Here is a 26,770-nt window from a genome sequence, read left to right as displayed (position 1 = left end):
GGGACCCACCCCCGCTGCGCGGGGAGAACGGGGCACCGCGCGCCTCCGCATCCACCACTGACGACCCACCCCCGCTGCGCGGGGAGAACGACCCGGCCAAGCGGACGGCGTGGAACCTCTGGGACCCACCCCCGCTGCGCGGGGAGAACAGCCCCGCGAACAGGTCGGCGGCCATCGCGTAGGACCCACCCCCGCTGCGCGGGGAGAACTCTTCGACCTCCTCGACCTGGTCGGGGTAGGTCGACCCACCCCCGCTGCGCGGGGAGAACGGACCGCGCGCCGCGGGGCCGTTCCGGCTCCAAGACCCACCCCCGCTGCGCGGGGAGAACGGAGCGGAGAGGCTGTAGGTGTAGGACGCCATGGACCCACCCCCGCTGCGCGGGGAGAACCCGACCTCGGCGGCGCCGAGCCGCTCGACGATCGACCCACCCCCGCTGCGCGGGGAGAACCTCGGCTCGACGCCCTGCGCACCGGGCTGGACGGACCCACCCCCGCTGCGCGGGGAGAACTCTTGCTGACCTGGGCTGATGTGGTGGCGTTACCATTCTGTTGTGTTGCTGGTGGTGTTGCGGGGCCAGGCGACGAGGGTGAGTCCGTCGAGGTTGGTGAGTGTTCGTTCGATGTGGCGTTGTCCGTGTGTTTCGACCTGGTAGCCCTGTTCGGTGGGTGCGTTGTAGACGATCGCGGCCCATCCGGTTTGTTGGTCGATGCTGTCTTTGACGGCTGTCCAGAGGTAGGTGCGGACTCTGGTGGTGAGTGTGCCGACGTAGACGCCGGGTGCGGGTTCGATCATCCAGCGGGTGATGGCGCCGCGGGTTCCGTCGGGGATGCCGCTGGTGGTGATGACGGCGAAGTGTGCCATCAGAAGCCCGGGTCCGGTGTGTCGTGGGTGCCGTAGTTGACGCCGGCGGGGACGTTGCCGTCCGGGTCCCAGAGGTCGACGACGCCGGTGGCGGGGTGGTCCGTGGGTGGGGGTTGGTCGTTGTCGTCGAGGATGTAGTGGATGTCGCGGATCATTCGGGGGATCAGTTTGAGCAAACGTAGGTCCTCGCGCAGGCGGAGGCGCATGTCGCGTTCGGGGTTGGTGCTGTGGGCCAGGGAGAACGCGGTGGGCAGGACGTATTCGGTCTTGTAGAGGTCGGCGATGTCGTAGCTGAAGGCGCGTTGGTTGTGCTCGTGGATGATGCCGAGCGCGGGGGAGGCGCCGAGGCTGAGCAGTACGGCGGTGCAGATGCCGTACAGGGCGGTGGTTCCCGCGGTGAGTGCTTTGTTGACGGGGTCGCCGGCGTCGAAGTCGTGGGGGTCGTAGGACCGGCGGAACGGGCCGACACGGTGTTGGCGGGCGAGGATCTTGTAGGTGGTCTTGACGCGGGTGCCTTCCATGCCCCGTAGTTGGTTCAGGGTGGTGTCGGGTGGTGGTTGTTCGCCGAACCGCAGGTGGAAGTGGCGTCGGGCCGCGGCTTCGCGCTGGGTTGGGTCGCCCACGAGCCGGACTTGGCGGTGCAGCAGCTCGGTGGAGGTGCTGTCGTGCAGGAACGCCGAGTAGCAGCGGACGCCGCCGCTGCCGACGAAGCCGAGTACGGTGCCGTCCCTGGTGAGGGTGGTGACCGCTCCGTGGGTGATGCTGGTGCCGGGGCCGAGCAGGACGCAGGCCAGGCTGGCGGTGGGCAGGTAGACCCGTTGGAGTTCACCGGTTTCCGGGTGTTGGGCCTGGGCGCACACTCCGTTGCGGTCGGCGACGACCCGGACGGTGTCGAGGTAGAGGTAGGTGATGCGGTCCTTGACCGGGTGCAGTCCGAGGACGCTGGGCGCGCCGAGGGTCTTGGGCAGGCGTCTGACCATGTCTCACCTGTCGTCGGCGGGGGCGAGCGACAGCAGTCCGCATCCGTAGGAGCGGGCGCGGCCGATGCCGTTGAGCGTGGCGTGGCGCACCGCGTCGGGATCGGTCACGGTGGCCAGGCCCTCGAAGCGTGACGTGCCGTGGGGGGTGCCCCTTTTCTTCGGGGTGGACGACGCGTAGGTGAGGGTTTCCCGGACGAGGGCGGCGGAGACCAGGGTGAGTCCGGCGGCGGTTGCTCGGCGTTGCCACCAGGCCAGTGCTTCGTCGCCGTGGAGCCATCGACGTGCCTTGTGGTTGTCGGTGGTCTTGATGGCGACGGCGTTGGCGTCGATGCGGTAGCGCACCGGTGTGTCGTGGTCGAGCAGGTCCAGCAGTGGGTCCAGGTCGGTCGTGTCGACGGTGGCGTAGTCGTCGGGCAGGCGCGTGGTGTCGGGGCGCATGACGGATTGGGCCAGGATGGTGACATGGTGGCGGTCGTGTTCCACCCGGTAGAGCAGACCTGCCTGTTCGCGGGCCTTGTCACCGAGGTCGTCGGGGAACAGGCTCATCAGCCGTCGGTGCATCCGGTGGGCGTTGGCCAGGTCGGCTGTCGCGCCGTGGTGGTGCGGGTTCAGGCGCAGCCGGGTCAGGGTGGCGGTCGCGGTGGCGTTGGTCATCGGTGGTTCTCCAGGGCCGCGGTGACGGCGTCGAGGTAGTCGATTCCGTGCCCGGCGCACAGGGATGCGGGGAGGTGCTTCCGGTAGCGGTGGACGGTGCGGTCGCGGTAGGCCCGGTTGACGGGGTGGAAGGTCACCGGTTCGTCGGGCACCGATTCGCTGTGCGGGACCGCGTCGTCGGGCGGGGTGTCGGTGAGGAACTCGACCGCGACGTCGTTCCCGTCCCGCGGGCGTGGCCTGGCCAGGGGGAGCAGGGTTTGCAGCCAGCGTCGGCCGTCGTCGACCTCACCGAGGACGAGGGGGCCGTCGGGTGGGCAGGAGCGTCGACCGAGGTATGGCGCCCAACGGGGATTGCGCAGCGCGGAGCGGATGTCGCCGAACAGCGTGTCGTCCTCACAGGACAGTGCGACGGCGAAGACCGAGTCCGGGAGGTAGTGGCGGCGGGTGACGACGGTGCCCTGTCCCGCCGGCCGGTGGCCCCCGGCGGAGATCGGGACGGTCTCACGGGCGGGGCGTCCGCCGCCGACCGTGTGGAAGTCGACCCTCGGTTCCACGACGCGGTCGACGCGGATCTCGAATCGCAGTGGGCGGTAACGGGCGGGGTCCGCCTCACGACCGCGGCCCTCGGCGGCGGCGATCATGCCGATCAGTCCCGACCGCGTGGGGAAGGGCAGCGTGAAGCGTTCGTTCCTGACCGCGAGCGCGCCCCAGGACTGCAGGGGGCCGCCCAGCCGCAGCAGCAGCGCGGTCACGCCCGGTCCCCGGCCTGGTTCATGGCTTCGGTGACCAGGTCGTGCAGGGACTCGTGTCGTTCACCGAGCCCGGTGTGGTCGTCCTCGATCGACGCGTAGCCGTGCCACAGCAGGGCGTCCCGCCCCAGGAACGTGTGCACCTTCTCCGCGTACTGCGCCAGGCGTTGCCGGGACGGTGCGGCATGGCCGCCGCCGTGTCCGGCGGGCACGGGCTTCTCGAACGCGCCGGCCAGTGACAGCGGGGCGTGGCGCAGGGCCAGGTGCACGAGGTCGGGCGGGGTGACCGCGCCGGTGGTGCGCTGTTTGCCGCTGGGCATGGCCGAGCAGAACGCGCGCAGGTAGGTGTCGGTCACCTTCAGGGCGTCGTCGATGCCGCCGACGTTGGCGGCCAGGTCGGTGATGTTGACGCTGCTGTAGCGGTAGAACACGCCGCTGGCGTAACGGGCGGTGTCGAGGTGTCCGGATCCGGTCGAGGGACGCAGGTCGTCCACGGCGGTGAAGAAGTCGAAGTCGACCGAGGTCTCGTGGGTGGTGAACGCGTGGGCGAACAGCGTCGCGCCGTCCACGTTGTGGCCCGGCATCTCCGCGAGCATCCGGCCGAGGAGGTTGATCGTCGCCGAGCGGCGGCGCAGGATCTCGTCGACCCGCTCGGACGGCAGCACGACCTCGACCTTCGCCTTGGCCGCCTTGCCCTTGCCCTTGGCAGGCTTGGTGGCGGGTTCGCCGTCGGGGACGTCGCCTTCCGCGGCGGCCTCGGCGGCCGGGAGCGCGGTGGCGTCGATCGCGTCGCGGTGCTGCTCGCACAGGTCGGCCAGTTCCGACAGCGCGGCGGAGGGAACCCAGAACAGGACCTTGGACAGATCGCTGTCGTCGGGGGTCACGCCACCGGCCTTGGAGTCCGACCGCTTGGCCGCCGCGTCGGCGCTGTACAACACGGCGCGGCCGGCTTTGCGTGCGGGGTCCGCGGCCCATCCCCGGTCGACCAGCAGGTTCGCGACGCCTTGGGCCACCGCGCGGGTGCGCACGGTGGACTCGCCGAGGAGGGTCTCGACCTGGTGGCGCACGGCGCGCTTCCACGACTGGCTGGAAATCCTGGTTCGGATCTTGCCGCCGTAGACGGCCTCCTTGGGGGAGCCCATGTTGTCACGGTTGAGGTTGCTGTAGGGAACGGCGTGCAGTGCGTGGATGTCGAGGTGCACGATCGGCCTTTCAACGGTTTCAAAGATGCCGGGAGCTGTTGTCACAGGTCGGGGTCGTGGTCGAGGCGGAGGAAGAAGGTCTGCTGCCAACGGGTGCCCACGTCCCGCTGGTCGTAGGGCCAGTTGATCAAGTCGCGTAGCAGCAGCGCGAAGTCCACGGGGACGTCGCTGCCGCGCAACGGGGCCACGACGTTGGCGATGTGTGCGCAGATGGTGTCGGAAGTCTGACGTGCCAGGCGTTGCACGGACTTGTCCATCGTGTTCGTGGCGAAGGCACCGGTGTTCGCCGCGTGCGCGAACGTCGCCCCCAGGTTTCCCGGTGACAGCCGGGGGATGGCGGTGTCGGGCCGCAGCGCGATGAGCGAGGCGATGGTGTGCAGCGAGTGCTCGAGGTGCCGCGGTTCCAGCGGGCGCCGGACGGCTTGGAAGATGTAGCGGTGCATGGGCGCGGACGCGAAGTCCTGGGGCGTGCGGCCCAGTCCGGAGCGCAGTGCGGATCTCGCGCCTGGGTAACGTTCGCACAGCGACACGATCCTGGAGACGAACGCGGCGGAGTCCGCTTTGCGATCCTTGAAGTCCAACCGGGTCGGGATGTCGGCGGTCATAGGTCCTTGTCCTCGCGGGGTTCCTTCTTCGCGGCATGGTTTCGCAGGTAGCGCAGGATTCTCGCCTGGGCGCGGGCGACAGGGGGCTGATGTGCCTCGTGGTCGGTGGCGGCGGCCATCGACTTCTCCGCGATGCCGGTGAACGCGCGGACGGGCTCGGTGAAGTCCTGGTCGTGGAAGCGTTCCCAGAACAGGGTCTCAGCGTGTGGCCAGTAGTGCGTCATCGCGGACGCGACCCAGGGCGCGTCCCGTTTGCCGGGACCACCGCCGCCTCCTCCGGTCAGCATCCGGAACTGTGTGTTCAACGCGCTGCGCAGCACCCCGGCGACCGTTTCGGCGGCGGTGCGCAGGAGTTCCGCGCCCCGCGCGTAGTTGCGGTCCTGTTCGGCCAGCCACGCGAACAGCGGTGGTGTCGTCGCGGTGAACCATTGCCGGTCGGTCGCCTGGCGGTCCTGGTCGACGCCGTGCACCCGGACCCGCAGGCTGTCACGCACAGCGGGGGGAAGGTTGTGCTGGATCATCCGGACGGTGTCGGGGCGGGTGCGGTGGTCGGAGTCGGCCAGCAACGCGTCCAGGTCCCGCCACTGCGCCCGGTCGGCGTCCGCCTGCCTGTCCTGCCAACCGCCCTGCTTGTCGCGCTGCCGGATCGTGTAGGGATCACTGCCGACCAATTCGACGTGGGGCTGCTTGAACGCCCACGTGATCCGCGCGTCCACCACGTACTCACCGGTGGGGTCGGGGTGCAACAGCACCGCGTGGCGGCTGCGGCCCAACAACAGACCGGCGGGCGAGGTGATCGGCGGTGGTGAACCGAGCGGGTCGGGCAACTCGTCGTGTTCCCACGGGGCGCGGTCCTCGCCGCGTTCGGGCGGGTTCACCGGATCGGGAAGACCGGCGATCAGGGTCTCGAACAGGTTGCGGCCCAAGGGGTAGTGCGTCAGCGCCGCCCGCAACGGGCCCGAACTCATGTACTGGTCCGACACCGTGGCCGCGGTGCCGTCGGGCAACGTGCCGGTGACGGTCCGGGTCCCCCCGCCGCCTCCCGGCCCGTACAGGTGGGTGGTGAGCAGCCACAGGATCGCCTCGGGAGTCTCGATCGCCGGCGCGTGCCCGTGGTAGGTGTGCTTGAACCACACGGGGGAGTTGTCCCGAGGCCGAGTGGGATCTAGCCGGTTGATCCCGATGGGACGCGCCTCGGTCCGCAGCCGCGAGTCCTGCATCCAGGGTCGCTCCGCACAGAACAGATCCCACTGGTATCTGGGGTCGTCGAAGTAGGCGCGCACGTGCGTCGGGTCGAACTCGCCCTTCTCCACGGCGTCCCGGCGCAGCGCGAGCCACCCGGACGAGTCGACCGAGCCGCGTTCGACGGACTTCAGGTCCAGGTCGGTGATCCGGGCCGTGATCACGTACAGCAGCCGCAGCACCGCCGACGCCGCGGGCGGGACAGGTACGGCGATGTCGCGCAACTCGTGCGCGCGCAGGAACAGGTCGCGAAGCGACAGCGGCTCGCACGTGCCATCCCCGGTGAGCACCGGAACCCACGGCCTGCTGTCGACGGGGTACGACGGCGAGGACATCGACTACTTCTTCCCTTCCCGGAACAAACCCAAGTCGCGATCGAGGCGCAGATCCCCATGCGCCGGCGCGGGCAGCACGAGCGCGTCACGCAGCACCGAACTCCGCTTCCATCTGGGATCGGGAGCCAGTCGGCCGGCCGCGACCGCGTCACGGACCCACGCGTCCGGGCAGGTGACCGAGTGGCGGATCAACAGCTTGACCTCGGTGACACCCGGCCGGCCGGTTGGCCACTCCACCGAGCACGCCGAGTCCAGGAACCACTTCCCGTCCGGTCCGGTGTAGCGGGGAATCAACCGGGCGGTGTCGATACCCAACCGCGTGGACACGTCCAACTCCGACACCTCATTCTTGCTGAGTTGCGCCAGGTCGACGAGTCCGCTGACCGCGCCGACACCGGCCACCGCGGCGAACTGGACCTGAGTTCGCTCCTTCGCGTACTGCGTCAACCACGCCTCGCGCAACGCCGCGGGCACGCCCTGCATGGTGGTCGAGTGCACCTCCTGGACGAGGGCGTCGACATCGTGGGGCACCCGCAGCTCGGGTCGCCTGCCCGCCAGCACCAGGTGGGTCGCGGCCAGCTCGAACTCCGGATACACCTCACCCCACTCCGGCGGACACGGTTCAGACGATTCGAGATCGACCGGATCGAGGACGACCAGACGTGGAACGACGCACCACGACGGCCGAGCCGGACGACCGTCCACGAGCAGGTCGTGACGCCAGCACCGACCCAAACGCTGGATCAGCAACGCGATCGGCGCCAAGTCCGACACCATCAGATCGAAGTCGAGATCAAGGCTCTGCTCGATGACCTGCGTGGCCACTACGATCACCGGGCGATCGCGACGCCCGCCTTTGCCCAACCGCCCCTGCAACTCCTCGGTGATCTCCTGCCGCTGATACAAGGGGAAACGGGAGTGCAGCAGGACCAGATCCACCTCGGCGTCCGCGAGCCACGCCCGCAACCGCGCGAAGGTCTGCTGCGCGGACGCCACCGTGTTGCACAGCACCGCCAGCGAACCACCACCCGCCCGCACAAGCCCGGCGTACTCGGTGATCACCCCGAACCGGCTCTCCGCGGACCGGGCGTGCCGCCGCACCTCCACCACCGGAACCGGAGACTTCTCGACCGCCATCGCCGCCGCCGACTCGACCGAAGGCGACAGGACCGAACCCGAACGCCCGACGAACACCCACCCCGGATAGGCGGCCTCGGGACCGCCGGAGCGGTCGATGCCCGCGCCACCCAGATAAGCGGAGACCAGACGGTCGCTGATCCTCTTCGGCAGGGTCGCCGACAACAACACCACCGGCGTGCCCAACCGCCCACACCAGTTCAACAGACTCGCGAGCAACTCCAGCATGTACGCGTCGTAGGAGTGCACCTCGTCGATGATCAACGTCTTGTTCGCCAACGCGTGGACACGCAACGCGTTGTGCCGAACCCGCAACCCCGCCAACAACGCCTGGTCGATCGTGCCCACGCACAACCCGGCGAGCAACGTCGTGTTCGGGTCGCGCAACCACGCGGTGACATCGGCATCCTGCTCGTAGCGCTCACTGAACCGGGCCATCGAATGCGCCAACGTCACCGGCACCCCACCGACGGTGCACCCCGCCACGAACTCCGCCACACGCGCGCGCATCGCGTCCGCCGTGGCCATCGTCGGCAACCCGAAGTACACCCCGCTGCGCCCGGTCACCCGCCCGAGACCATGCGCCGCCAACAGGGCCGCCTCGGACTTGCCCGAACCCGTCGACGTGCTGACGATCAGCAGACCCGACTCGGACAACCCGGGCAGCCACTCCTCCTGAAGCGACCGCTGCAACGCGTTGGGCGCGAAACCCCACACCTGCTCGGTCGTCAACGACTCGACGAACGTCGGCGCACGCAGCCCGACCTCGACGACCCGACGCCGCACCACCTCCAGCGTGTACCGATACCGCTCCTCCAGGTCCTCGGGCGCGTTCGCCTGCTGGTGCGGGATGAAGTCCTTCACGTCGGACACCACCCAGTCCGCGACCACCACAAGGCCCGTCAACACCGTCGCGGCCTCGACGCTCAGCGACTCGGGAAGCCGCGGCCCGCCCAGCACACCCCGGATGGCCGCGACCAACTCGACCCGTACCCGGTGCCACTCCTCGCCACCGAGCCGATCGTCCTCCAACGGCCGCTCGACCTGCCACGCCTTGGGCGAAGGGAAGACACCGTGATGGCCCGCCAGGAGTTGCCCGATCCGGCAGGCGACCAGGTCGGGCTTCGCCTCCTTCGCCACCTCCGAATCCAGCAACGTCGGCAGAATCAGGTACGCCGCCTCAGCATGGTGAAGGTAGCCATGGGCGCCCGGCCGGAGCTTCTGCTCCTGAAAGCACGGCATGGCCTTGCCGATGTCGTGTAACCCGGCCAGGAGTGCCACGAACGAACCGGTCTCGTCCTCGGACATCCCCAGCTCCTCCGTGAGCCACCGTCGCATCCCGGGTGTCGCGTGCAGCTCCCACAAGGCCCGCCCCGCCGCAGCCGCATCGAGCAGGTGATGAACCAGGGGATACCGAGGATCAAGGTCCTTGTCCTTAGCCCATGGAGCGTCGATCCTCACGTTCCTCCTTAAGCAACCAGACTTCAGAATCGAAGAGAAGGACCCTACCAGGCCGCTGTGGCCTGCGGCACAGCGAGGTGCCGGCTAAGGTTTGCCCTTGTCAGCGGCACCACCGAGTGACGGTGACGCGGCGGCACTGGGCAACCGGACTCCGGATGAGTCCAACTGCTCCTCGCCTCGGCGAGGGTGAGTCATCTGGGTGCTTGAGAACCCGGTCGACGTGCCGCGCTCCTCGCGACAGCGCAACCTCCGGCTACGGTCCGTATACCTGGCCGCGGGTGAGCTCCTAGCGAGGGCCCGCTGGCTTCGCTTACAGCGAAGCCAGCGGGGAACGGCAACCCAGACGACGAGAGCGACCCACCAGCGACTTCACGGTAGGCAGGACTTAACGGGGGCGGGTTTCCACCGAGCCAGTGGTTGAAGCTCGCGGGACCCACCTCCGCTGCGCGGGGAGAACCTGGCCGGTGGACCGGCCCAGCTTGCGCTCCAGTGACCCACCTCCGCTGCGCGGGGAGAACTACGAGTCGCTGGGCCTGTCCGCGGACGAGATGGACCCACCCCCGCTGGGCGGGGAGAACCCTCGAAGACGTGAAGGCCAACCGCCCCGCTGCGCGGGGAGAACGAGGCACCCGAACCGACCCACCCCACTGGCATCGACCCACCCCCGCTGCGCGGGGAGAACGCGGAGACGCTACTGCTCATCGGCGCGGCGAAGGACCCACCCCCGCTGCGCGGGGAGAACAGCGCCCTGGTGGTCGACGGCGACCACGCCACGGACCCACCCCCGCTGCGCGGGGAGAACGGGGAAGACCAAGGCATCACCACTACGACGCCCGACCCACCCCCGCTGCGCGGGGAGAACGGCGATCGAAGTGAAGATCGATGACGCGACGAGGACCCACCCCCGCTGCGCGGGAGAACACCCGCGTGTCGGTGGGGTGCTGCCACGGCGAGGACCCACCCCCGCTGCGCGGGGAGAACGTCGGCGGCGTGGTCGAGGCCAAGACGTGGGAGGACCCACCCCCGCTGCGCGGGGAGAACATCGACTCCGAGCGCGCCATCGCTGCCGACTGCGACCCACCCCCGCTGCGCGGGGAGAACCCTACCGCGAACGCCCGTGGGCTCCACATCGAGGACCCACCCCCGCTGCGCGGGGAGAACAACACGGTGTCCGCGAACAGCGCCCGCGCCGCCGACCCACCCCCGCTGCGCGGGGAGAACCGGAACACCTCGGCCCACTCCCGCTACTACGCGGACCCACCCCCGCTGCGCGGGGAGAACGCAGGACCGGGAGAGGGCCGCAGAGCTGATCAGGACCCACCCCCGCTGCGCGGGGAGAACGCGGACGGCGACGGCAACGTGTGGGCGATCGAGGACCCACCCCCGCTGCGCGGGGAGAACACGCGCCTCGGGAACGCGGTGCACGTGGGCACGGACCCACCCCCGCTGCGCGGGGAGAACGACCTCAACCGCATCAAGGTCGAGCAGTGCACGGACCCACCCCCGCTGCGCGGGGAGAACTAGCTCGCGGCCTTGTTCTCCCGCCGGGGCGACGACCCACCCCCGCTGCGCGGGGAGAACGGGCTGGGTGTAGCCGTCGGAGCGGATGGAGTGGACCCACCCCCGCTGCGCGGGGAGAACCACACCGCGGTGTGGTCCGTGATCACGGACCTGGACCCACCCCCGCTGCGCGGGGAGAACATCGCGTCGAACGTCGCCCTGTGGCGCGTGCGGGACCCACCCCCGCTGCGCGGGGAGAACAGATGGAAATCTCGGAAGCGACGAAGAAGGAAAGACCCACCCCCGCTGCGCGGGGAGAACTCGACACCACCGAGACCGCGGTCGACGTGCAGGGACCCACCCCCGCTGCGCGGGGAGAACAGCGTCGCCAACCTGCTGGAACTCATCGCGGAGGACCCACCCCCGCTGCGCGGGGAGAACCGCTACGCCTGGTCCGCAGAGGACTGGGCGCTGGACCCACCCCCGCTGCGCGGGGAGAACTCGAGCGTGCCGACCGCGGTGTCGGTGTACTTCGACCCACCCCCGCTGCGCGGGGAGAACTCCGCCACGCACGTGGGGCCCGGTGCCTACACGGACCCACCCCCGCTGCGCGGGGAGAACGCCGCGAACGAGTCGGTGGCCGACCTGGAGGCAGACCCACCCCCGCTGCGCGGGGAGAACAGTCGAAGTGCTCATCGGATCTTGGTCTCCAGGGACCCACCCCCGCTGCGCGGGGAGAACTTGATGTTGCCCTCGTTGGCCTCGGCGGTCGCCGACCCACCCCCGCTGCGCGGGGAGAACCCGCTCGCGCCGCCGGCGTTGCGGGTGGAGCAGGACCCACCCCCGCTGCGCGGGGAGAACAGGATGCTCACCGATGGCGTGCACGAGCGCGAGTGACCCACCCCCGCTGCGCGGGGAGAACAACTGCGTGCCGTCGAAGAACTCGCCGTCGGTGGACCCACCCCCGCTGCGCGGGGAGAACCCGGTCGGCTTCGGCGCGGGCGCGGCGGCGCAGGACCCACCCCCGCTGCGCGGGGAGAACCTCCTCGCCGGTCTGCGACGGGTCCTGTGCGGAGGCGTCCTGTTCGGGACCCACCCCCGCTGCGCGGGGAGAACACTTCCTGAACAGCGACGATGCACAGGGGTTACCGTTTCGTGATGTTCCCGGATGGTGTCCTGGAAGACGGTGCCCCCGCATCTCGGTTGCCCTGCCATGGTCGGATCCCGACGGTTGCGGCCACGCCGCGTTCGTAGGCGTACACACCTTGTCCCGCTGATTGTTCAGCCGTCCGCATCCCGGACACAAGCCCAGGCTTGACGGTCGTCGTCACCCCTCGGACGCGCGCCGGGGCTCTCGCCCCGAGATCAGTCGCTAGGAGTGGGCGGGTTGCAGTTCACCTGTCAGCCACCATGCGGGTGCCTCGGAACGGGCCGGCCTTGCTCGGTCGAGGTGCAGGAGGGAGGTGCGTGCTGCCCGCTGCCGACATGTCCAAGCAACAAGTGCTCTCAACTGCTCCTTAATCGAGGGCGAACTCGCTGTTTCCGCAGGTCAGGACATGATCTGGGCGACCGGGTCAAGGGGTCGCAGGTTCAAATCCTGTCGTCCCGACGGCTGTGACCAGCGGGTTCACCATGATGGTGAACCCGCTGGTTTCGTTTTGAGGTTTATGTGGTCGCGGTGTGGTCTCCTTCGGTCAGGGTTGCGTCGACGGCGTTGAGGGCGTTAGCGACGACGTCGGCGGCGTCGTGTGCGACGTGGCGCAGCAGGTGGCCGTAGACGTCGGTTGTGGTCGAGAGGTGCGAGTGGCGCATCGCCCGGGAGATCACGGCGAGTGGCAGGTTCGAGTTGAGCATGGTGGTCGCGGCGAAGTGCCTCAGGTCGTGGACGCGGATCTTGGGCAGTCCTGCGGCGGTGGTGAGGTGGTGGAAGCGGTGGAGTACGTGTTCGGGTCGTAGTGGTTTGCCGTTGCGTCGGCTGAACACGAAGTCACGGCCGGGCTGTCGGATGAGTTGGTTGCGCAGGGCGGTGACGACACGGTCGGACAGGCCGATCCAGGCCCGGCTGCTCCTGGTCTTGGGCGCCGTCAGTACAGGTGTGGTGTTGTTGACGTTGGACAGTGTGTAGCGGATGAAGGCGACGTGGTCGTCGAGGCTGATGTCGTCCCAGTGCAGCGCGAGTGCCTCGCCTTTGCGCAGTCCGGTGCCGATGACGACCTCGAACAGGTCTGCCAGCGGATCGTCTTGTTCGTGACAGTAGCGCAGGAACCGCGCGGCCTCGGTGGGTGACCAGCAAGTGGGTTCGTACTTGGGTGGTCGGGGGACGAGTGCGTAACGGGCGGGGTTGTGGGGGAGTCGTCGTTGTCGGACGGCGTCGGTGAGCGCGCTCGACAGAGTTGCCACGCACCGCCGCAGGGTGGTCTTGCCGCGTCCTTCGGCGACCTGGTTGGCGATGAACACCATGACGTGGTGGTGGCTGAGCGAGTCGAGCCGGATCGAGCCCAGCGCGGGGACCAGGTCCTTGGTGACGTAGCCGCGGTAGAGGGCTGCGGTGGTCGGTTTGAGTGTCCGTGACTTGTCGTGCAACCAGTTGGTCAGGTAGGCGGCGACGGTCTGCCTGTCGTCGGTGACGATGCCGATCCGTTCGTACTCCAGCACCCTGCCCAGTTCGTTCTGTGCAGCGGACTTGGATGCGAACCCGCCGCGCCGCTTGGTCCTACGTCGTCCGTCCAATGACGGCATGTCGACCGCGAAGGTCCACCGTCCATGCTTGCCGCCGGCCAGTTTGGGGCACTGGGCGCCGAGTTGCCTCCCTGCGGCGTTGCGGCAGCCGCAGCGTCGGTACACGCGCCCGCGTTGGGGATTGCTCATCACGACCTTCTTCCGTGTTCCTCGCCCAGGGGTGGGTGAGGGGCACGAGCGTGCGCCGGACGCGACCACATCGCGACCACAGGTCATGTCATTGCAGGTCGAACGGCTGGCAGTTGACGCCACGACAGCGCTATCGGCGCGGTGGGACTGCCTCGATCACTTCAAGTCCCCAAAGGTTTCCGGGTCGTGCCGCGGGTCTGTCGCGCAAGCGGACGGTGACCGCGCATGGACTAAGCTCAGCCGCCTCAGAGGGACGGTTGATGTTTTCAGTGCTGGAGGAACCAGCTGGCCTCACGGGTGTTCAGTTCCAGCTCGTGCCGTGGTCGCGTGCCTACCAGAATGCCTGCCCTGGTTCGACGTCGCTGCGGCCCTGGTATAGGGAAACGTGGCCGTCACCGGATTAGCGGGTGAGATCGGCGATGCCTTCGTCGGTGCCGATCGGGTCGGCCTGGGCGGGGGAGTGCGCGTCGCGGCGATGGTCAAGCCGGCGTGAGTTGAGCCAGGATCGTCCTCGAGTGGCGGTGCTGCGGGTGGTTGCCGACGCCTCGAGTTTTCCGGTCGCGGGGAATGCGGTTGGCGTGGTCTCGTCGACTTCGCTTTTCGGGCGAGTCCCGGTGGGATACGAGGTCCACCAGGCACGACTGTCGCCCGGTGGACCTGCGATCCGCTGTTCCGCTCAGCGCTTGGCGGTCGCGCCGGTGAACGTGGCACCGGGGTTGATGTAGGACGTGAGAATCAACCCCTGAGGCGAGCGCCAGGTGAAGATCGGGTCGCCACTGGCGAGGACGGTTCCCGTCGGGTCGGTGGCGGTCTCCTCGAAGTAGCGGACGCTCCACGCGCCGAAGCCCGCGGACGGTGCCAACTGGCTGGCCTGGTACACGTAGTTGTCGGTGCCACGTGCGGCGAGTTCGACCAGGCCGTTGCCTCGAACCACCGCCGCGGGTGAGCCTCTGGTGGTGAGGCTGCCGAGCGCGGTCCACGTTCCGGGGAACGTTCCGGCTGACTCCCGCTGCGTGTGCACCACGCCGTTGCCCCGTCGGGCGAAGACCTGGAGGTCGCCGTTCGGATGGGCGACCGCGGCCGGTCGGTCGGTGGTATCGGTTCCGACGGTCCGCCAGGTGCCGACAACACCGTTGGTGACGCGTGCGGTGTTGACGGAGTTGTCGGTGAATCGGGCGACCAGGTCGACGTTGGTTCCGTTGCGCACTGCGGTGAAGTCTGTGGTGACGCCACTCGCCACGACTTTGAGCCAGCCGCTGTAGGGCCCGTTTTGCGCGACCTGCGCGCGTCGCCACAGCGCGCCCGCGTCATCCACCGCGTACTGGCTCAGGGTGTCGTCGGATTCCCGAACCAGCACCGGATCGCTGCGCATCCACCCTTCCTGGTTGGTCAGGGCAGTGCCCCAGACGCCGTTCTTCACCTGCTGGGTCTTGCCGCGGAAGGAGGCGTCGTCGTAGCTGTTGGCCAGTACCTCGAACCGGCCGTCCTGGCGCAGTCCCGCACCGGGTTGCCCGGTGAACTTGTGGTACTCGGCGAACGTGTTGTATTCCAGGAAGGTGTAGTCGCCCACGTACCGCTGGGTGGCCACGGTGAGGCCGCCCGAGCTGTTGACGTAGAACCAGCTCACCTTGCCGTCCGGCCCCTGCCGGACGGTCGTCGGGGCGTCGAAGCGCTGAGGAACGGCGGGACGGGACGGGACCGGGTAGCCGGTCAGGCGGCAACCGTTGCTGTCGGCTGTTACGTCGAGTTCCCCGTACCACCGAACGCCGACCTTCTTGCCGACCCCGCTCGCCCAGGAGTTGGTGTCCTCGTAGTACCGGTACCACAGGAGCGGGCCGTCGCTGCCCGGCCACGTGCCGTAGAGGATGTCGCCGCCGACCGAGAGGATGTGCTTGGCCTCGGCCCACCCGGTGCCTACGCGTAGCCCGTGTTGGGTGAAGCGGTCGGAGCCGAAGTGGTAGCGGAAGCGGAACAGGTCGCCGTTGGGCTTGCGGGCGTAGAGCACTCCGTCGCCTGCGGCGATGATCAGGTTGTACTGGTTCCAGCCGGTGCCGAGAGCCTTCCCTCCAGCGCTGGTCTCCGGGGTCCAGTTGCCGGTGGCGTCGTCGCCCGTCCAGATGCGGACCCGGAGTTCACCTGCGGCGTTGATCTCGTACAGTCGGCCCTTCTCGTCGACGGTGACCTTGTTGCGGTGCTCGGTCTGGGCGTAACGACCCCAGCCCGTGCCCACCATGCGGAACTGGGCACCGTTCCACACGTCCCAACTGGCGCCGTTCCACCGGAACCGGCGCAGATCGCCGCTGCTGCCGACCAGGCTGTAGACCACTCCGTCCGGACCGGCCAGCGTGCGGCCGACGTGCCACTGGGATCCCACGGTCCGTTTCGTGGACCAGTCGTAGTTGCCGATCTCCGGTTCGTTGTGCGGAAGGATCCAGAAAGTTCCGTCCTGGCTCGAGCCGACCAGGTTCACCGCAGTTTTGCAAGTCAGAGTGGAATTCTTCGTGATATCGGATCGTGCTGTCGGGCTACTCGTGGCGGCCAATCCGACGATGATCGCGGACGATGTCGCCAGGAGTTTTCTGGACATGGTCGTTCCGGTTGTCGGCATGATCTCCCCCGTGTCCGCTCGCTGGACGGATGGAGGAAAGGTAGCCCACCTTCGCAGGCCAAGGCCAGTGTCAGTGGGTGGCGATCGGTGCTTGATCGGCTGTTGGGCAGTGTTGCGGACCAGTGTGTTCGACTGTTCGGGGCAAGTGGGTAAATGTCGTCTTATTCCATTCGAAGCCTCTCTTGCCTTTTCAAGATCGGTCGCGGATGCTACGTCGCGTACCGGTCCGGGATCGGTGTCGGCCGGGACTGCCACGGGAGTTCGGCGCGGGGGGATGCAATGGTCGAACGGCGTATTCGGCGTGCCCGTTTTCCGTTTCCGCGTTCCCGCGCCGGGCGGGTGGTCGGCGCGCTCGGACTGATTCTGGTGCTGGCGCTCGGCGTGGTTCCGGCGGATTTGATCGAGCCGTTGCCCCCGTTCGGGTCGTCCTCAGCGCCCGCGGTCGATCCGGGGGAGTCCGCCCCCGATCAGGTATGGGGCTCCGCCGAGGGGCAGCCACAAGAGGAAGCCGGCTCGACGGCCAACCGCGCGCTCCCGCGGTCGGAGTCCGCGAAGCATCCACAACCGAAGTTCCCCTCGGAACAGCCGCGCCCGAACGAGGCACGCGAGGTCGCATCCGAGACCAGACCGACCGGCTACGACCCCGCGTCCAGCGAGGAGGACGCCGGGCAGCGGCAGGCGAACTCCCGCACCTACCGCAACACCGACGGCACGGCGACCACCGAGTTCAGCCAGTCGCCGGTGCACTACCGGGCGGCCGATGGCTCGTGGCAGCCGATCGACACGCGTGTGGTCGCCGACGGCGATTCGTTCCGCAACACCGCCGACGACGTGCGGACCCGATTCGCCGCGACCGCGTCGGAGGACCCGTTCGTGCGGTTGACGCTGTCCGGCGGACACGAGTTGGCCTTCGGTCTGGCGGGCACGGCCCCGGCGCGGGCACGGGTCGAGGGCAGCGGCGTCACCTATCCCGGCGTCGGCAAGGACACCGACCTGCGGCTGGAGGTGCTGCCCGGCGGCGTGAAGGAGACCCTGGTCCTCGCCTCGCCGGACGCCCCGCGCACCTTCGTGTTCCCCCTGCGGCTCAAGGGTCTGACCGCGAAGCCGGACAACGGCGACGTGGCCCTGCTGGACTCCGCCGGCCAGGAGAAGGCCCGCATCCCCGCCGGGTTCATGACGGATGCGGATCCGGAGCAGCCGAACGTCTCGCACGGTGTCCGCTACGAGGTCACCGGCGACGCGCTGACGATGACGCTGGACGACGCGTGGCTGCGCGACCCGGCGCGGATCTACCCGGTGTCGGTGGATCCGTCGGTGCACGGGGCCAAAGCGAACGCCGCGGTCGTCACGTCCGGCGGTCCGCGGACCGGCGGCTCGGAACTGCTGGTGGGCAACGGCAGTGCGATGTACCTGAAGTTCGACGGCGTCTCGTCGGCGCTGGCCAACCACCGGATCTTCGGCGCGCAGCTCTACCTGACCAGCTTCGACGCACCGTCCTGCCGTCCCGAGCCGATCACCGTCCACCGGGTCACCGGAAGCTGGGCACCCTCGGGGTCCGGCCACCCGTCGACCGGCCCGACGCTGGGCACGGCGTCGTTCGCGCACGGCTACGTGGCACTGGGCCAGTCGCACTCGGCGTGCCCGGCCGCACCCGACTCCATCGACCTCGGTGACGCGGGCCGCGCCGCGGTGCAGGACTGGGTGCGCGGCGGCGCCAACAACGGGCTGGCCGTGAAAGCGGTGCGCAGCTGGAAGAAGTTCACCGGTGCGGGCACGGCCAATCCGCCCCGGCTGTTCGTGACGCACACGTCCTACGACGCGTCCTACCGGATCGAGCGGGGTGTACCCGAGCCGCCGGTGCACCGCCGGCAGGACGGCAAGGTGCGGATCGCGGTCACCAACCGGGGTGCGCAGACCTGGACGCCGGGCGCGTTCAAGCTGGCCTACCGTGCGTTCACCTCCGCCGGCCGCCCGGTCGATTCCCGCGAATCGGCAGCGCTGCCCCGCAACGTGCCCCCGGGCGACACGATCACGCTCGACGCCACCGTCTTCCGGTTCGCCAGCCCCGGTGACTACCTGCTCGACTTCAGCATGGTGCACAACGGCACCTACTTCACCGACGAGCAGATCCCACCGGCGCGGCTGTCGCTGACGATGTTCGAGCTGCCGCCGGTGGTGAAGGCGCAGTACCCGCCCGCCGGGCACTCCGCGCCGACGCTCAACCCGCAGCTGTGGGCGGACGCGGTCGACGTGGACGCGCCGCCGAACACCTCGGTGCGGTACGAGTTCGAGGTCTGCGGCAGCGCCGTCGACGGCTCGCCGGACACCGGCAACTGCACGCTCGGGCCGCGTTCCACGAGCAAGACCTGGACCGTCCCTGGTGGACGGTTGCACTGGAGCGAGACTTACCACTGGCGGGCGTGGGCGGTCGACCCGAGCGGCACCCGCAGTGAGGCGCTGCCGTTCAGCGCGCTGCTGACCGCCGTGCCGCAACCGGACATCACCTCGCACCTGGGCGGCGCGCCCTACAGCGCGGGCGATCTGGACTTCGACCCGCAGATCGGCAATTACAGCACCGCCGCGGTCGATGCCTCCATCGTCGTCACCGGACCGGAACTTACAGTCGCGCGGACCTATAACAGCCTCGACCCGCGCAAGGACTCGTTGTTCGGCGCGGGCTGGTCGACCCGGTACGACATGCGCGTCGTGCGGGACGACGACGGCAGCGGCAACGTCGTCGTCACCTACCCGGACGGTCAGCAGGTGCGGTTCGGCCGCAACGCCGCCGACGGCAGCTTCGACCCGCCCGCCGGCCGGTTCGCCACCTTCTACCAGGACGTGGGCCAGCCGAGTCGGCCGTTCGTGTTGGTGGACAAGGCGAACACGGTCTACACGTTCCGAGAGTTCGACGGACGGCTCATCACCATCCGGGACAACGCCGGTCGAGCGGTGGAACTCGACTACGGCCTGGACAGCAAGATCCGACGCGCCGTCAGCATGACCAGTGGCCGCACGCTGTACTTCACGTGGGCCGGCAACCACGTCACCGAGGTCCGTACGGACCCGCCGGTCACCGGCGGCACCCCGATCAGGTGGACGTACAAGTACCTCGGTGACCGGCTGACCGAGGTCTGCGACCCCAAGAACGGCTGCACCAAGTACGAGTACGAGAACGGCTCGCACTACCGCTCCGTGGTGATCGACTCGAAGCCGGACTCGTACTGGCGGCTCGGTGAAGGCAGCGGCGACGTCGCGGTCAGCCAGGTCGGCACCAACCTGGGCAAGGACAACGGCGCGCACCGCAACACGCAGCTCGCCGAGCCGGGTGTGCTGGACGGCACGGACGACGCCTCCACTGGGTTCAACGGCACCTCGTCGTACGTGACGCTGCCCGACGGCGCGATCAAGAAGTCCCGCGACCTGTCGATCGAGCTGTGGTTCAAGACCGCCTCCGGCGGCCCGCTGATCGGCTTCCAACACGCACCGTTCGACCGAACCCAGACCGGCGCGGTGCCGGCGCTGTACGTCGACCGCGACGGCAAGCTGCGCGGCCAGTTCTGGCACGGCCGGGTCGACCCGATCACCAGCCCCGGCACCGTCAACGACGGCAACTGGCACCACGTCGTGCTCACCGGGTCACTGGCCGTCCAGACGCTCTACCTGGACGGGAACAAGGTCGGCACCACCAACGGCGAGATCGACGACAGCCTGCTCAACTTCGGCCAGGTCGGCGCGGCCCACGTGGTCCCGCCGTCGGCCTGGGCGCCGGCGGGCTGGTGGCCGGGCGAGGGCAAGAAGCACTTCGCCGGCCAGGTCGACGAGGTGGCGATCTACCAGCAGCCACTCGGCCACGCCGCAGTGCAGGCGCACTTCCGCGCACGAGAGCACTCCGACCAGCTGACCAAGGTGACCACGCCGAGCGGTCGGGTGGCCGCGCAACTGGCCTACGACACCACCAACGACCGCATCCGCGAGTACACCGACACCGACGGCGGCCTGTGGAAGCTGAGCCTGCCCTCCGTCAGCGGCACCGAGGAGCAGGACGCGCAGGGTCGGACCGTGCGCAACCTCGTGCGCACCATCCAGGTCACCGACCCGGGCAACCGGCAGCACTTCTTCGACTACGACCCGATCCGCGGCCGGATCACCCGGTTCGTCGCACCCCTGGGCATCGGCCTCCGCCTGGAGGACAGACCCGACCCCTCGGTCGTGCCCACCACCCCCTCCACCGGACCACCGTGCACCGGGCCGACCACCAACCCCGACGGCACACCCGTCTACTGCGGCGGCCAAGGCGTCAACAACCCGAACTGGCAAGGCGGCCCCGTCCAAGGAGTCGGCGTCCGCACCTACGACTACGACCCATCCGGCTTCCAACAGACCATCACCGACGAGAACGGCAACCAGGTCGAACTGGTCCACGACGAGCGCGGCAACGTGCTCTCCCGCAAGACCTGCCGCGCACCAGGGGTCTGCGACACCGAGCGGTTCACCTACCACAAACCCGAGCCGGGCAAGGTCAACGACACCGACCCGCGCATCGACAAGCAGCTCACGGCCCGCGACGGACGCTCGACAGACGCCAACGACAACCGGTACCTGACCACGTCCACCTACACCGACCGCGGCGAACTGCTCACCCAAACCATGCCGGACGGCACGTCCGTCACGCACACCTACACCGACGGCACCACCGCCGCCTACCCGAGCGGCAACGAACCCCCCGGACTTCTCAAGACCACCAAGGACGCACGCGGCAAGGTCACCACCTACCGCTACTACCCCAACGGAGACCTGTACTCGACCACCGAACCCGGTCGAACCGACGCCGAGGCCGAAAGCCGCGTCACCACCAACAAGTACGACCTGCTGGGCCGCCAGATCAGCGAGACGGAGTTCTCCGACACCTACCCGGCGGGCCTGGAGACCAAGTTCGTCTACGACGAGCGCAACCAACCGACCGAAGTCACCGACGCACCCGTCACCAACGCGATAACCGGCGTCAAGCACACCAAGTTCACCAAGACCACCTACGACCCGGACGGCCGCCCGGAGAAACTGGAGGTCTCCGACCTCACCGGCGGCGGCGAGACCCGCACCATCTCCTACACCTACGACGACCGCGGCCGGCAGGACTCGGTCACCGACCCGGAGGGTGCGAAGACCAGCTACGGCTACGACGTCTTCGGCAACCGCACCTGGGTCGTCGACCCGCTGGGCACCCGCATCGAGTACGCCTACACCGCCCGCAACAAGGTCGCCGAGGTGCGACTGCGCGGCTGGCACGGCAAACCGGTCTCCGGCGGCATCAGTACCGGCGAACCACCGGGTGACGGCACGTTGCTGGTGATGGAGGCCAACACCTACGACCTCGGTGGCCGACTGATCCGCAGCGTCGACGCCATGGGCCGCAAAACGAGCTACGAGTACACGCCCAACGGCCTGGTCTTCCGGGTGGTCGCCGAAGTCCCGTCCGCCAGCGGAACCCGACGCGTCGTACTGGAACAGAACGAATACGACGGCGCGGGCAACCTGATCAAGCGCATTGGCCCCAACGGCAAGGTCACCACGCACGCGGTCAACGAAGTCGGCCGCATCAGCGAAACCGTCGAAGACCCGGCCGGGCTCGCCCGCCGCACGGTCTACCAGTACGACGCCAACGGCAACGTCACCCGACTCACCCGCTCCGGCAACGGATCCAACACCCCGGGTGTACAGACCTCCGCCGTCACGACCGTCGACTACACCTACGACAACGTCGGCAACCAGATCGCCGAAACCGTGCAGTTCGGCGCGACCCCCATCACCACCACGCGACGCTACGACAAACGTGGCCTGATGGTCGCCGAGACCGACCCACGCGGCAACGCGGCGGGCGCCGACCCCGCCGCGTTCACCACCGAGTACCGCTACGACGAGAACGAACGCCAGATCGCGGTCAAGAAGCCCGCGGTGGTAGTGGAAACCGGTGGCGGCGCGCCGGTGACCACCCGCCCCGAAACCTTGGTCGGCTTCGACAATTTCGGCGACCAGACCGCCGTCCGCGACGAGAACGGCCACGTCTCCCGCTGGGCCTACGACAAGACCGGACGCCCCGTCCGCGCGGAGTCCCCGGACTACACCGCCCCCGGCTCGTCCACACCGGTCAAGAACACCACCGCGACCAAGTACGACGCGGCCGGCAACGCGATCGAAGTGACCGGCCCACGCGGCGAGATCACCAGATTCCGCTACGACCAGATCGGCCGGGTGATCGAACGCCAGGACCCCAAGCCCGACAACGGAACCGAAGTCGGCGGAACGTGGCGCTACACCTACACCCACAACAACGAACTGCTGTCGACGACCGACCCGACCGGCGCACGCCGGGAAGCGACCTACGACGCACTCGGCCGCAAGATCACCGAGACCGCGCTCGAACGCAAACCGAGCGCCGCCGCGTACACCACGACCCTGGAGTACAACGACGCCGGCGAGCTGCTGAAGACGACCGCGCCGTCGGGCGACGTCACCACGTTCACCTACGACGCCCTGGGCCAGCGAACCAGCACCACCGACCCCGCCGGGATAGTGCTCCAACTCGGCTACGACGGCCTGGGCCGCCCCGTGTGGCAGCGCGACGCCCTGGGTCGCACCAGCTACCTGCGCCACGACACCGCAGGCAGGCTCACCGGCCAGTTCAGCCTCAACGGCCAAGGCGCCATCCTGCGCCGCACCACCTACACCCACGACCCGTCCGGCAACGTGCTCACGGCCACCGACGCCCTCAACCGCACCGCCACCTACTCCTACGACGCGCTGGACCGTCCCACCCGCCAGGTCGAACCGGTCTCCGACACCGAAACCATCACCACCTCGCTCGGCTACGACGCCAAGGACAACCCCACCCGCTACACCGACGGCCGCGGCAACAGCTTCATCACCACCTACAACTCGTGGTCTCGCCCCGAATCCGTCGTCGAGCCCGCCACCACCACCCACCCGAACGCCCCCGACCGCACCTGGACCTCCGCCTACGACCAAGCAGGCAACGTCACCAAACTGACCGCCCCCGGCGCCGTCGTCCGCGAACGCCAGTACGACCTGCTCAACCGCCTGGTCCGGGAAACCGGGTCCGGAGCCGAGGCTCCCACCACCGAACGCGTCCAGACCTATGACGAAACCGGACGCCTCAAAGAAATCGACACCCCCGGCGGCCGGACCGCCTTCGACTACGACGACCGCGACAACCTGCTCACCGCCACCGGGCCGTCCTGCACCTCGTCGTACGCCTACGACGGCGACAGCAGGCCCACCAGCCGAACCGACGCGTCAGGAACCACCGGGTTCGCCTACGACAAAGGCCGCCTCAAGTCCGTCACCGACGGCCTCACCGGTATCGCCGTGACCTTCGGCTACAACGAGACCGGCCAACTCAAGTCCATGCAGTACGGCCCCGACCGCGCCCGCACCTTCGACTACGACGGCCTCGGCCGCCAGAAGTCCGACGTCATCAGGGACTCCTCCGGGGCAACGATCTCCTCGCTGACCTACGAACACGACCTCAACGACCGCCTCACCCGCAAGACCACCACCGGCCTGGCAGGCGCGGGCGACCACACCTACACCTACGACTACGCCAACCGCCTCAAGTCGTGGTCAGTCGGCGGCCATACCACCGAGTACGCCTGGGACGCCTCAAGCAACCGCACCCGCAACGGCACCAAGACCGCCGTGTACGACGAACGCAACCGCGTCCAGTCCGACGGCGACTACACCTACAAGTACACCGCCCGCGGATCCATGGCGTCCCGGACCAGCTCAGGCTTGGAAGAGAAGTTCAACTTCGACGCCCACGACCGTCTGGTACAGGTCGGCTCCACCAAGTACGAGTACGACGGAGCGGACCGCCTCGCCAAGAGGGGCACCAAGTCGTTCTGCTACGCGGGATTCGACATCGACCCCGTCTCCGACGGCGACACCCTCTACGGCCGCGGAGTCGCCGGCGAGCTGCTCTCCCTGAGCCAGGGCCTCAACAAGCGACTCGTCCTGTCGGACAAACACGGCGACGTGATCGGCGGCATCGACCCGACCACCCCGGGCATCGCCGACTCCACCGCCTACGACCCGTTCGGCAAGGCAACGACATCCACCGGAACCCCACGCCAAGTCGGCTTCCAAGGCGACTGGACCGACCCGACCACCGGCCTGGTCAACATGGGCGCCCGCTGGTACCAACCCGGCACCGGCGGATTCACCTCCAGAGACACCGTCTCCGCGTCGTCGGGCCCGTCACCCCTGTTCAACCGCTACACCTACGGCGCAGGCCGACCCCTCGACCTGATCGACCCGGACGGCCACTGGCCGAACTGGGGCAAAGTCGGCAAGGTTGCCCTCCGAGTCGCCAAGGAAGTCTCCGGCTACAACGACGTCGCCAACTTCATCCGCAAACCCAGTCTCGGCAACTTCCTCTGGATGGCCTCGAACTTCGTCCCGTTCGGCAAACTCGCCAAGGGTGCCAAATACCTGTTCAAGTACGGCGACGACATCGCCGGAGCCTTCCGCCGCGGCGACCGCCTCGCCGGCTCGAGCCGCTACGCCGACGACCTGACAGGCGGCGCACGCAGATTCGGCGACGATGTACGACTCGGCCGCAACATCCCAGGCTTCAGCAAAACCGCCGCCCTTGAAGCAGCCCAACAAGCCGCCAAACGAGCCGCTGCCGCAGCAGCCGCCAGGCACGCCGCAATGGAAGCCGTCACCAGACGTGCCAAGACCGCCATCGCCTACGCCGCCAAACACAACCCCATGCCAGTCCTGCGTGCGGCGCTGACACCACGGATCGCCAGGAAAGACCTGGTGTCGTCTGTGTCCAGCGCACCTGCCCGGAAGGTCTCCGCGTTGGCGGAGAACGTCCAAGACGTCAACAAAGTCTGGGAAACCGTCAAGGCCACCATCGTCAAGCCAGGCTTCAACGTTATCCAGACAGTCGGCGAGCAAGCTGTCTCGGACTTCGCCAACAGTCAAGTTCCAGGTCTGGGTGACGGACTAGGCATGCTCAATCCGCGCCGCAAACGGGGCAACGGTTCAGCGAAGGATGCAGGGGACAGGTCGAGGAGCGAAGCAAGCGGTAGCTGCCGGGTCAGCTTTGACCACAATAGCTTTGCTGGCGACACCCCGGTACTGATGGCTGACGGCACGAGCAAGCTGATCAGTGAAGTGAAGGTCGGCGACGAGGTCCTGGCTGCTGATCCGACCACGGGTGACTTCGGCGTGCGCGTCGTCACTGACACGAGGTCGCACGAGTCGGAGCGGCTGAACTATCGGGTGACTCTCTGGACGGATGCGGGCCCAGACACGGTCACAGCCACAGACGAACACCCGTTCTGGGTGGAGTCCCTCCAGCGATGGGTCGCCGCCGAGGATTTGATTCCGGGCTACTCGTTCGAGACGGCGGACCACCGTCCCGCCACGGTAATCAGCACTGTCGCGTTCACTGACGTCCTGCGAGTCCACAACCTGACCGTGGACGGTTTGCACACGTATCGAGTCGGCAAAGCAGGACTTCTGGTCCATAACGACGACTCGAAGCGATGCGCTGACGGACTCCCCCCGCCGCAGCCGGGCGTCGCTCATGGTCGATGGACTGACCCTGAAGGTAATGTGGTGCCGCTAGAAAGCGGTAGCAAGGGTGAGTATTACGAGGCGGCAAGGCGGCGAGCGGTCGAGTTGGGGCTGACTCGCGGCCACCTCAACGCTGAGGCGGGGATCGCGCGTCACGTAGAGATTCAGTTTGTGGAGAGAATGAGGGATCTTGGCATCGAACACGCCGAGATTGAGATTAACCGGCCGGTGTGTGGTACAAATCCACATGATGAAGGCTGGCCCAACACGTGTGACAAGCAGTTACGCCGATTCCTGCCGCAGGGGTGGACATTGGTGGTTCACGATGGATCTCGCCAAGGAGGACGAAAGTACGTTGGCAGATGATGACCGAATGAGTGTCACCGTAGGTTGGTCGGTGATACACGCCGATGGGTGCTTCGAGGGGTTGAAGGCGACATTGCGAACGGCGGTTGATGTTGCGGCATGGGTGGAGCGATTCGCAGACCCGCTAGCCGATTCTGCCCGGCTGGTGCACAACGCACGTCCACTTTGGATTCCGGAGCAGAACTGGCCTGATCATGAGATGTACGCGGCCGTGGTCGACGGCTATGGTTACCTCGCCTATCAGGATAGATACCAGAGCACGGTGTACTCAGTCGGTGCGCCAGAGTCGCCAGGGTTCGAGTCCGACGATGCCGGATATCCGCCCGGCTCCGGTCTCTCGTTGCACTGGTTCGAAACCGCAGTCGCGGAGTGGCTGCGGACTGCGGAACTGCCGACAGTAGTGGAATGGCGTAATAACACTGGGTGACCGTGTCGGTGCTTGCCCGCAGTTCGCAGATCCGTATAACCGGCTGGGCCTCTGCTGGCACCATTGATGCCGGGTGCTGCTGCGACAGCGCCGACTGGTTTTTCGGCACCGTCGGAGGGTGGAGCGCGACCGACGTTCGGTATGCCGTTCGCGGCAACGTTACCCAATGCA

12 protein-coding genes and 2 CRISPR repeat arrays (1 of these 14 only partly in view) are annotated in these 26,770 nt (G+C 68.2%); of the genes, 2 read left to right on the top strand and 10 right to left on the bottom strand.

Translation table 11 applies throughout. From position 1 onward, the window contains the following. A CRISPR array of direct repeats spans positions 1–509; the repeat unit is 27 nt; unit sequence GACCCACCCCCGCTGCGCGGGGAGAAC; it reaches 358 nt to the left of the window's first position. A 29-nt stretch (positions 510–538) separates the two neighbouring features. The 10 genes from cas2e to KZQ38_RS09110 form a co-directional block, all read right to left on the bottom strand. Continuing rightward, positions 539–862 carry a type I-E CRISPR-associated endoribonuclease Cas2e gene (gene cas2e / locus KZQ38_RS09155; protein WP_219440209.1) on the bottom strand — a complete coding sequence of 108 codons (324 nt, stop codon included), beginning with the start codon at positions 860–862 and terminating at the stop codon, positions 539–541. Further along, a complete protein-coding gene (gene cas1e / locus KZQ38_RS09150) occupies positions 862–1,842 on the bottom strand; it encodes a type I-E CRISPR-associated endonuclease Cas1e (RefSeq protein WP_219440208.1) in 981 nt (326 codons plus the stop codon). Before cas1e ends, cas2e begins: the two co-directional genes overlap by 1 nt. A 3-nt stretch (positions 1,843–1,845) precedes the next feature. Then, entirely contained in the window at positions 1,846–2,496 is a 651-nt protein-coding gene (gene cas6e / locus KZQ38_RS09145; RefSeq protein ID WP_219440207.1) for a type I-E CRISPR-associated protein Cas6/Cse3/CasE, read from the bottom strand. Next, positions 2,493–3,248, bottom strand: coding sequence for a type I-E CRISPR-associated protein Cas5/CasD (gene cas5e / locus KZQ38_RS09140; protein ID WP_219440206.1), 756 nt, complete (start codon positions 3,246–3,248; stop codon positions 2,493–2,495). The genes cas6e and cas5e overlap by 4 nt, the downstream gene beginning before the upstream one ends. After that, complete coding sequence (gene cas7e / locus KZQ38_RS09135) at positions 3,245–4,447, bottom strand: type I-E CRISPR-associated protein Cas7/Cse4/CasC (RefSeq protein ID WP_219440205.1); 1,203 nt, start codon at positions 4,445–4,447, stop codon at positions 3,245–3,247. The genes cas5e and cas7e overlap by 4 nt, the downstream gene beginning before the upstream one ends. Positions 4,448–4,488: 41 nt before the next feature. Further along, positions 4,489–5,052 carry a type I-E CRISPR-associated protein Cse2/CasB gene (gene casB / locus KZQ38_RS09130; protein ID WP_219440204.1) on the bottom strand — a complete coding sequence of 188 codons (564 nt, stop codon included), beginning with the start codon at positions 5,050–5,052 and terminating at the stop codon, positions 4,489–4,491. Continuing rightward, positions 5,049–6,629 (bottom strand): type I-E CRISPR-associated protein Cse1/CasA, encoded by a 1,581-nt coding sequence (casA, locus tag KZQ38_RS09125; protein ID WP_219440203.1) that lies wholly within the window; start codon positions 6,627–6,629, stop codon positions 5,049–5,051. The genes casB and casA overlap by 4 nt, the downstream gene beginning before the upstream one ends. Positions 6,630–6,632: 3 nt before the next feature. Then, positions 6,633–9,227 (bottom strand): CRISPR-associated helicase Cas3', encoded by a 2,595-nt coding sequence (gene cas3 / locus KZQ38_RS09120; RefSeq protein ID WP_219440202.1) that lies wholly within the window; start codon positions 9,225–9,227, stop codon positions 6,633–6,635. Between the two features lie 654 nt (positions 9,228–9,881). Further along, a CRISPR array of direct repeats spans positions 9,882–11,843; the repeat unit is 27 nt; unit sequence GACCCACCCCCGCTGCGCGGGGAGAAC. A gap of 549 nt (positions 11,844–12,392) precedes the next feature. Next, the gene (locus KZQ38_RS09115) at positions 12,393–13,595 is read right to left on the bottom strand and encodes a site-specific integrase (RefSeq protein ID WP_257900976.1); all 1,203 of its coding nucleotides are present in this window, start codon (positions 13,593–13,595) and stop codon (positions 12,393–12,395) included. A 676-nt stretch (positions 13,596–14,271) separates the two neighbouring features. Next, positions 14,272–16,182 carry a tachylectin-related carbohydrate-binding protein gene (locus KZQ38_RS09110; RefSeq protein ID WP_219440201.1) on the bottom strand — a complete coding sequence of 637 codons (1,911 nt, stop codon included), beginning with the start codon at positions 16,180–16,182 and terminating at the stop codon, positions 14,272–14,274. A 300-nt stretch (positions 16,183–16,482) separates the two neighbouring features. Here KZQ38_RS09110 and KZQ38_RS09105 point away from each other — a divergent pair, with 300 nt between their 5' ends. Together KZQ38_RS09105 and KZQ38_RS09100 are read left to right on the top strand one after the other, a co-directional pair. After that, the gene (locus KZQ38_RS09105) at positions 16,483–26,172 is read left to right on the top strand and encodes an RHS repeat-associated core domain-containing protein (protein WP_219440200.1); all 9,690 of its coding nucleotides are present in this window, start codon (positions 16,483–16,485) and stop codon (positions 26,170–26,172) included. Further along, complete coding sequence (locus KZQ38_RS09100; RefSeq protein WP_257900975.1) at positions 26,132–26,599, top strand: Imm1 family immunity protein; 468 nt, start codon at positions 26,132–26,134, stop codon at positions 26,597–26,599. The genes KZQ38_RS09105 and KZQ38_RS09100 overlap by 41 nt, the downstream gene beginning before the upstream one ends. Positions 26,600–26,770: the final 171 nt, after the last annotated feature.

The sequence above is a fragment of the Saccharothrix obliqua genome, from assembly GCF_019375475.1.
GTDB classification, from domain to species: domain Bacteria; phylum Actinomycetota; class Actinomycetes; order Mycobacteriales; family Pseudonocardiaceae; genus Actinosynnema; species Actinosynnema obliqua.
This window is presented reverse-complemented; position numbering and strand designations above follow the sequence as displayed.

What these genes read in the sequence shown, in the direction of transcription:
- cas2e (WP_219440209.1), bottom strand. Translation starts at nt 862, where the DNA reads ATGGCACACTTCGCCGTCATCACCACCAGCGGCATCCCCGACGGAACC.
- cas1e (WP_219440208.1), bottom strand. Translation starts at nt 1,842, where the DNA reads ATGGTCAGACGCCTGCCCAAGACCCTCGGCGCGCCCAGCGTCCTCGGA.
- cas6e (WP_219440207.1), bottom strand. Translation starts at nt 2,496, where the DNA reads ATGACCAACGCCACCGCGACCGCCACCCTGACCCGGCTGCGCCTGAAC.
- casB (WP_219440204.1), bottom strand. Translation starts at nt 5,052, where the DNA reads ATGACCGCCGACATCCCGACCCGGTTGGACTTCAAGGATCGCAAAGCG.
- casA (WP_219440203.1), bottom strand. Translation starts at nt 6,629, where the DNA reads ATGTCCTCGCCGTCGTACCCCGTCGACAGCAGGCCGTGGGTTCCGGTG.
- KZQ38_RS09115 (WP_257900976.1), bottom strand. Translation starts at nt 13,595, where the DNA reads ATGAGCAATCCCCAACGCGGGCGCGTGTACCGACGCTGCGGCTGCCGC.
- KZQ38_RS09110 (WP_219440201.1), bottom strand. Translation starts at nt 16,182, where the DNA reads ATGTCCAGAAAACTCCTGGCGACATCGTCCGCGATCATCGTCGGATTG.
- KZQ38_RS09105 (WP_219440200.1), top strand. Translation starts at nt 16,483, where the DNA reads ATGGTCGAACGGCGTATTCGGCGTGCCCGTTTTCCGTTTCCGCGTTCC.
- KZQ38_RS09100 (WP_257900975.1), top strand. Translation starts at nt 26,132, where the DNA reads ATGGATCTCGCCAAGGAGGACGAAAGTACGTTGGCAGATGATGACCGA.